9 protein-coding genes are annotated in these 7460 nt (G+C 63.8%); 5 read left to right on the top strand and 4 right to left on the bottom strand.

Going from position 1 to position 7460, the window contains the following annotated elements; translation table 11 throughout:
- Window positions 1-191: 191 nt before the first annotated feature.
- The 4 genes from rsmD (at window position 192) to E5W87_RS32080 (ending at window position 4677) form a co-directional block, all read left to right on the top strand.
- Window positions 192-746, top strand: a complete 555-nt coding sequence (gene rsmD, locus E5W87_RS32095) for a 16S rRNA (guanine(966)-N(2))-methyltransferase RsmD (RefSeq protein ID WP_292406971.1) — start codon at window positions 192-194, stop codon at window positions 744-746.
- 97 nt (window positions 747-843) lie between these two features.
- Entirely contained in the window at window positions 844-2208 is a 1365-nt protein-coding gene (locus tag E5W87_RS32090; RefSeq protein WP_292406968.1) for a pitrilysin family protein, read from the top strand.
- 4 nt (window positions 2209-2212) lie between these two features.
- Window positions 2213-3811, top strand: a complete 1599-nt coding sequence (locus tag E5W87_RS32085) for a pitrilysin family protein (RefSeq protein WP_292406965.1) — start codon at window positions 2213-2215, stop codon at window positions 3809-3811.
- Window positions 3808-4677 carry a patatin-like phospholipase family protein gene (locus E5W87_RS32080; protein WP_292406962.1) on the top strand — a complete coding sequence of 290 codons (870 nt, stop codon included), beginning with the start codon at window positions 3808-3810 and terminating at the stop codon, window positions 4675-4677. The genes E5W87_RS32085 and E5W87_RS32080 overlap by 4 nt, the downstream gene beginning before the upstream one ends.
- A gap of 112 nt (window positions 4678-4789) precedes the next feature.
- On the opposite strand, the gene E5W87_RS32075 is transcribed toward E5W87_RS32080, so the two are convergent.
- From E5W87_RS32075 to E5W87_RS32065, 3 genes are all read right to left on the bottom strand, one after another.
- Window positions 4790-5653: an ADYC domain-containing protein gene (locus E5W87_RS32075; RefSeq protein WP_292406960.1), complete on the bottom strand. Its 864-nt coding sequence runs from the start codon at window positions 5651-5653 to the stop codon at window positions 4790-4792.
- 103 nt (window positions 5654-5756) lie between these two features.
- On the bottom strand, window positions 5757-6164 hold the full coding sequence (locus E5W87_RS32070; RefSeq protein WP_292406957.1) for a hypothetical protein: 408 nt from the start codon (window positions 6162-6164) through the stop codon (window positions 5757-5759).
- A 111-nt stretch (window positions 6165-6275) separates the two neighbouring features.
- A complete protein-coding gene (locus E5W87_RS32065) occupies window positions 6276-6581 on the bottom strand; it encodes a hypothetical protein (protein WP_292406954.1) in 306 nt (101 codons plus the stop codon).
- A 13-nt stretch (window positions 6582-6594) separates the two neighbouring features.
- On the opposite strand from E5W87_RS32065, the gene E5W87_RS32060 reads away from it, so the two are divergent.
- Window positions 6595-7212 carry a hypothetical protein gene (locus E5W87_RS32060; protein WP_292406951.1) on the top strand — a complete coding sequence of 206 codons (618 nt, stop codon included), beginning with the start codon at window positions 6595-6597 and terminating at the stop codon, window positions 7210-7212.
- A 44-nt stretch (window positions 7213-7256) separates the two neighbouring features.
- On the opposite strand, the gene E5W87_RS32055 is transcribed toward E5W87_RS32060, so the two are convergent.
- Window positions 7257-7460 (bottom strand): winged helix-turn-helix domain-containing protein (locus E5W87_RS32055; protein WP_292406948.1); only part of this gene is annotated, 204 nt, incomplete at its 5' end.

Below are 7460 nucleotides of genomic sequence, written 5' to 3'. Positions count from 1 at the left end.
CGCCAAGGCAGCCGAAGCCAAGGCACGCAAAGCCTCGTTCAAGCCGTCCTATGGCAAGCCCGCCAGTGGACCGGGAGGTGGAAAACCCGGAGGCGCAAAGCCGTTCGGCAAGCCGCGTGGCGAACGCCCAAATTCCGGCAAGACTGATGGCGATCGGCCACGCAGTGGGCCTGGGGGATCAAGGGGAAACAATGCGGATCGTCGGCGGTGAGTTTCGCGGGCGTCCGCTGGCGACGCCCCGTTCAAGCGCCATCCGCCCGACGACCGACCGCACCCGCGAGGCTGTCTTCAACGTGCTGGCGCATCGCTTCCCCGATAGGCTGAACGGCGCGCGCGTGCTCGACCTGTTCGCCGGCACCGGTGCGCTCGGCCTCGAGGCGCTGTCACGCGGTGCGTCTTACGGCGTCTTCATCGAGGAATCGGCCGAAGGGCGCGGCCTGATCCGCACCAATGTCGAGGCCTTCGGCTTGACCGGGCGCACCAAGATATTCCGCCGCGACGCCACGGCTTTGGGCGAGCCGGGCACGATGGCCGCGTTCGGCCTGGTGTTCGCCGATCCACCCTATGGCAAAGGCCTGGGCGAGCGTGCCTTGCGCTCGGCCAAGGCTGGCGGCTGGCTCGCGCCCGGCGGGCTCTGCGTCGTCGAGGAGGCGGCGGTGGCGCCCTTCGAGGCAGGGCCGGGCTTTTCGGTTGTCGACGAGCGCAACTACGGCGAGACCGTCATCCGCTTCATCGAAGCCGCCTGAGTTCGGCCGCCTTTGCGCGCGAAAATGACGAACAAATCACTTTGCCTGTTTCGCAATCCCCGCCTATCGTCCCACCCCATGACAACCGGAGCCATTGATGACATCTCAGGCTGAATGGCTGCGCGGAACGCTCTTGGCGCTGGCTCTCATGATGACCGGCCCGGTTCTGGCCGACACCAAGCCGGACGACGGCAAGGTGACGGATTTCCTGCTCGACAACGGCATGGAGGTTGTCGTCATCCCCGATCACCGCGCGCCGATCGTCACCCATATGGTGTGGTACAAGATCGGCAGCGCGGATGAGCCGCCGGGCAAGTCCGGCATCGCCCATTTCTTCGAGCATCTGATGTTCAAGGCGACGACCAATCATGCGGCCGGCGCGTTCGACCGCGCCGTCTCCGCCATCGGCGGTTCCAACAACGCTTTTACCTCCTATGACTACACCGCCTTTTACGAGACGGTGGTGCCACAGGCGCTCGAGCAGATGATGGATTTCGAGGCCGATCGCATGCGCAACCTCATCCTCAACGACGATGTCATCGCCACCGAGCGCGACGTCATCCTCGAGGAACGCCGCTCGCGCATCGACAGCAATCCGCAGGCAGTACTCGGCGAGGAGGTCGACGCCACACTCTGGCAGAACCAGCCCTACCGCATTCCGGTGATCGGCTGGATGCAGGAGATGGAGAAGCTGAACCGCACCGACGCCAAAACCTTCTACGATAAGTACTACACGCCCAACAACGCCGTGCTGGTGGTGGCCGGCGATGTCGAGCCGGAAATCGTCAAGGCGCTGGCCGAGAAGACCTATGGCAAGATCGCGCGTGGTCCAGACCTGCCGCCGCGCATCCGTCCGGTCGAACCCGAGCAGAACACCAGGCGCACCGTGACGCTCACTGACGCGCGTGTCAGCGTGCCGAACTTTTCGACGCAATGGGTGGTTCCCTCCTATCACACTGCAAAGCCGGGCGAAGCCGAAGCGCTGGACCTGCTGGCGGAGATCCTCGGCGGCGGTAGCCGCAGCCGGCTCCACCAGCAGCTGGTCGTCAAGCAAGGCATCGCCGCCGAAGCCGGCGCCTTCTTCCAGGGCACCATGCTCGATGCCAGCAACTTCACCGTCTATGGCGCACCGCGCGGCGACGCCAAGCTGGCCGACGTCCAAGCGGCGGTCGAGGTCGAGGTCGCCCGCATCGCCAAGGACGGCGTCACATCAGGCGAGTTGGAGAAGGCCAAGGATCGTTTCGTCCGCTCGATGATCTTCGCCCGCGACAAGCAGGATTCGATGGCCAATATCTACGGCGCGACGCTCGCCACCGGCGGCACCGTCAGGGACGTCGAGGAATGGCCGGGCCGCATCCGCAAGGTCACCGCCGACGAAGTCAAGGCGGTTGCCGCGCGCTACCTCAATCTCAACCATTCGACATCAGGCTATCTCTTGCCGCAGACACAGGCAGGGAATTGATTTGATGACAAGCTTGAGCGTTGGCGTTGCCCCTCACCTGCCTGCCGGCATCCTCTCCCCGTATAGTGACGGGGAGAGGGGCGCTGTCGTTGCCGGTTTCGCCAATCACCAGCGTCGCAGGAAGCGCGCCGAGGTTGCGGCCAGCCCCCTTCTCCCCGTCACTATACGGGGAGAAGTGCCCGGCAGGGCGATGAGGGGCGGCGCCGACTTCGGCAATCATCTGTCTCGAACCGAAGTTGGACCCAATAATTTGCATAAAGTGAGTTCTGCGTGGCGCGCTGCCACCCCGTTAATCACCCTGCTCCTCTCGTTGCTCTTCCTCGTCCTGCCGGCGCTTTCCGCTCGCGCGGCCATGAGCATCCAGGAGGTGACGTCGTCGAAGGGCATCACCGCCTGGCTGGTGGAGGACTATTCCGTTCCGCTCGTCGCCATCCGCTTCGTCTTCGACGGCGGCACGACGCAGGATCCCGCTGGGAAGGAAGGGCTCGCCAATCTGATGAGCGGCCTGTTCGACGAGGGCGCCGGCGATCTCGACAGCGAGGCCTTTCAGATAAAGCTGGACGACGTCGGCGCCGAGATGAGCTTCGAGGCGGCGCGCGACGGCACCTACGGTTCGATGCGCATGCTGGCCGAGCAGCGGGACGCGGCGTTCGACCTGTTGCGGCTGGCGGTCACTGAACCGCGTTTCGACCAGGCGCCAATCGATCGCATCCGCGCGCAAGTGCTGTCCGGCATCATCGCCAACGAGCTTGACCCCGACACGGTCGCCCAGCGCAAATGGCTGGAAGCACTATACCGCACACATCCCTATGCACGACCCGACCAAGGCAGCAGGCAAAGCATCGCCACGATCGCACCGAAGGATCTCATCGCGTTTCACAAGGCGAATTTCGCCCGCGACGGGCTGCATGTGGCGGTGGTCGGCGCTATCGATGCCGAGACGTTGAAGAAAAAGCTCGATATGGTCTTCGGCGGCCTGCCGGAACACCAGGCGCTCGCGCCCGTCGCCGATACGGATCCGAAACTCAATCAGCAGCTCGAAGTCAATTACGACCAGCCGCAGACTTCGCTGCAACTGGCCTATCCCGGCGTCAAGCGCAGTGCGCCGGACTTCTTCGCCGCAGTGCTGATGAACGAGATTCTCGGCGGCAGCGCCTTCACATCGCGGCTGTTCGACGAGGTGCGCGAAAAGCGCGGCCTGGCCTACAGCGTCAGTTCCGACCTGGTAGACCATCAGCACGCCAACGCACTGTCCATCACCACAGCGACCCGCTCGGACCGGGCGGCGGAGACGCTGGCTGTCGTGCGCGAGGTGGTAAGGCGCATGGCTGAGGAGGGGCCGACCGAAGCGGAACTGGCCGCGACCAAGAAATACATGATCGGCGCCTACGCCATCAACAATCTGGACTCGTCCAGCGCCATTGCCGCGACGCTGCTCGAAATGCAGCTCGACAAGCTCGGCATCGATTACATGCAGCGGCGCGCCGCCCTCATCAACGCGGTGACGCTGGATCAGGTCAAGGCGGCTGCGAAAAAGCTGCTCTCCGCCGAGCCGGCCATCATGGTCGTCGGACCGAAGCTCGGCGAGGCCAAGAAGGAATGAGCCCGAGCTTCGGCATCGCCTTTGGCGGCGGCGGCGCGCGTGGGTTGGCGCATATTCACGTCATCGAGACGCTGGACGAGCTAGGCATAAGACCGGTTGCCATATCAGGTTCGTCGATCGGCGCCATCATGGGCGCCTGCATGGCGTCGGGCATGACGGGCAAGGACATGCACGCCTATACGCGCTCGATCCTCAGCCGCCGCGCCGAGGTGGCGACGCGCATGTGGCGGGCGCGGCCGGGCACCTTCGCCGAGGTGTTGCAAGGCGGACTGCGGGTCAGCCAGTTCAATGTCGAGCGCATTCTCAAGGCATTCCTGCCCGACGCCATTCCCGAAACCTTCGCCGAACTGTCCATACCGCTGAAGGTGACGGCGACGGATTTCTTCGGCCATAAGCTGGCCGTGCTCGATGAGGGCGACCTGCACTCGGCGCTGGCCGCCTCGGCGGCTATTCCCGCGGTGTTCCGCCCGGTGATGCGCGACGGCACGCTGTTGATCGACGGCGGCATCTACAATCCGGTGCCGTTTGACCTGATCGAACTCGACGCCGACATCATCATCGCTGTCGACGTGGTCGGCGCACCGACCGAAGGCGGGCGCAAATACCCGACCTCCGTCGACCTGATGTTCGGCGCAACGCAATTGATGATGCAGTCGATCATCGCCGCCAAGCTGATGCAGAGCCGGCCCGACATTCTGATCCGCCCGGCAGTGTCGAAATACCGGGTGCTCGATTTCATGAAGATCGATGCATTGCTGGCCGAAACGGCTGATATCAAGGACGAGCTGAAGCGCGAGATCGAGAAGGCGGTGGAGGCGCGGGCCAAGGTCGACACGGCCAAGCGCACCAAGCAGGTGGGAGGGTGAGGAGGGGTGGCGCGAAAAGTCTAACGCTTGCGAGCCTCAATTGAACGAGCGCAAGCGTTGACCATCTGGGACATCCTTACTCCGACTAGCCCAGTAAACCTTCCGTAGTTGACTATTCCGCTGCAGCCTGAACCGTTCGCGGGTCGATCGAACGGTTGAGGATCAGCGCCCCGGCATCGCCTTCACACGCTGTCCGCGGCTGTTGCCGCACACCCGGGCAGATCGCCGCCAGCCCCTCCATCGTGAGCACGTCGGGTATTCTCGTGTGGCTGACGCACAGCGCGCCGTCGGCACCCCACGCCGCCTCGAACGACATATCAGGCGCGGCCTCGTCCTGCTGAATGCCCTTGCGATCGTAGATGACGATCGGCGTCCCATTGCGGGTATGGCCGACGCCATCGCCGCAATAGTCGGCGCGGATCATGCGGGTGCATGCCTGATGATGATCCCACAGCGGTGTGCCGTCCGGCGACGTCTCCCAAGGCCGATATCCAAAGCGCACGCATTTCGCCTGCGCGCCGCCGGTGCAGGTGATGCTGAACGCCGTGTCGGACCGCAAATGCCGACCATCCTGCGTCCAAGTGCCAGCGAACGGAAAGCCCATGCGCCGGCCCTCGACGTCCGGTTCGCAGATGTTGCGCCATGCGCCGGTAGCCGCGTCGCGGGTCGACATGGCGTAAAGCATGATCCCGCCATCCGGATTCCTCGGATCGATCTCGACCGCGTCGATGCGCAGCGGCATCTGGTCTTTTCCGTCACCGATCGTCAGAACAGCGCCGACGAGATCCTCTTGAGGGACAACGCGACCGTCTGCCGTCGTTACCTCGAACCTTGTGCCGACAACCGAGATCGAGCTGGCTGCTTCTCCGGTCCCGGCCTCGGCAAGAGGCACCGCGGCCATGCTGGAAATGGCTGCGACGACGGCGACCAATGCGTGGCGACCGATATGGGCGAGGCGGTTTCGGTGGGCTGACATTGTTGGTTTCTGACGGCATATCTTGCGAGTGAAGCGCGGCCAATGAGAACGGACAGCACAAAGCCATCCGTTCCATCGATGACGGACACCTGGGGTCTGGACCTCAGCGCCTCGGCGTGGGGCTCGGTCGGTCAGGGTTGGTCCCGGCACCGCTGCCGGTGCCGTGCTGGGCAGACGGAAGGCCATTGCTTTGCTTGCTGGCGGTCGAGGATTGGACATTGCCCTTCTGCACAGCCGGCAAACCGCGAAAGTTCGGGTCGACAACGGATTTGTCGGTCGGAGCGAGACTTTTCGCCAGAACGACACCCTCGGCATGCACGCCGTTAAGTGCATAGACGCCGAGGCCATTGCTAGTCAGCGAATTGCTGGTCAACGAGTTGCTGGTCAGCGAATTCTTCTCTAGGCCGTTCAGCGATTTGCCGTTCGCGACGATCGGACCCGCGGCGCTGGCCGGGGCGACGAGGCAGGCCATTGCCGAGGCAGCAGCCAGGTATGTCTTGAAGCGATTCATCTTGATTTCCTTTTTCGTTTTCAGCGGAGCCGTCCCATTGGGGTTCGCTCCATAAGGCGGTTTCTCTCTCCCGAGTGTTTCGGACGAATGCTGAATTCCGTCCGAATTGTTTCAGTTGTTGCGATCCGCCCGGTCCTGCGCTCGATGAGCGAGCGTCTGCTTCGTCGTCATGCAGAAAGGCATGCCGCCCCGCGTCAGCATCCCCTCAAATGACCCTTCGCGGCGTGCGCCCGGTGCGGCGACACAAAGGAAACCTTCAGCAGGCAAATCGGCAAATCCGAGCAACATCCCTGCGTCATCGGTGACGCCAGAAACGAGGAGATTTCTGGCGATGCAACCTTTGCGAAAAACCAATGACCGATCGAGCGGCGAGGCGACGGCGGCCCGGACCGCACGCCTGGCGGTGCTGGCCGGCACTCCGGGGCTTCTCTTGACTGCGTACGCGGCGGCGACGTCCACGTCGCTGACCATCCGCGCCGATCTCGCGCTGACGCTGATCGACATGCTGGTGCTGGTCACCGTCGCGATCGTGGCTGGCGGCAGCAAGAAACTGGGCATGAGCAAGCGGCGAGCAGCCCTGGCTGAAACGCTCGTCAACGCGCTTGCTGCCGTCGGCATGTGCCTTTCAATGGCTATCGTCGCCGGCATTGCGGTCCAGCGGATCGCGGCCGGCGGTGTCGAACCGCATGGCTCCGGCGTTGTTCTCGCCATGAGCCTGAACGTGGCCTACGCGGCGGTCAATTTCTGGATCCTGCGCCGGTGGAAGGCCCGCAACATGGCTGCCGCTTCCGCGCTGGCCCGCGCGCAAATCTGCCTGTTCTCGGACAAGCTCTCGTCGAACCTGCTCATTGCGGCGTCGCTCGCAACAGCGATGATTTGGGAAGGCACGATGATCGCCCGCTTCATCGATCCAGTTGCCGGGCTGCTGATCGCGACGATGACCGCGCGCTGGACCATCCCGGTCGTACGCGACACGGCTCGAAGCCTGCGAAGGGAATTTCGCAGGGCGCGCCGGCCTGTGGCAAGGCTCGGCAATGAACGGCTATGATCCGTCCCAGCCACAAGCCCGTTTTCTTCTAGTCTCATCTTCTTCTAGCGGCGTCGCGCCTCGTCCTGGACGGGCTCGTAGACATAGCCTTCGCCGCGAACCGTCACCAGGACCGCCGGCGCGTTGGGTTCGGTCTCGAACTTCTTGCGCAGTCGGGTAATGCGGATGTCGATGCTCCGGTCGCCCGGCTCGAGGTCGCGGTTGTGGGCCAGCCTGCACAGCTGGTCGCGCGACAATATCTGCCGGGG

The sequence above is a fragment of the Mesorhizobium sp. genome, assembly GCF_004962925.1.
In the GTDB taxonomy this organism is placed as follows: domain Bacteria; phylum Pseudomonadota; class Alphaproteobacteria; order Rhizobiales; family Rhizobiaceae; genus Mesorhizobium.
Note: the sequence above shows the minus strand (reverse complement) of the source record. Positions and strands in the feature narration are given on the sequence as shown.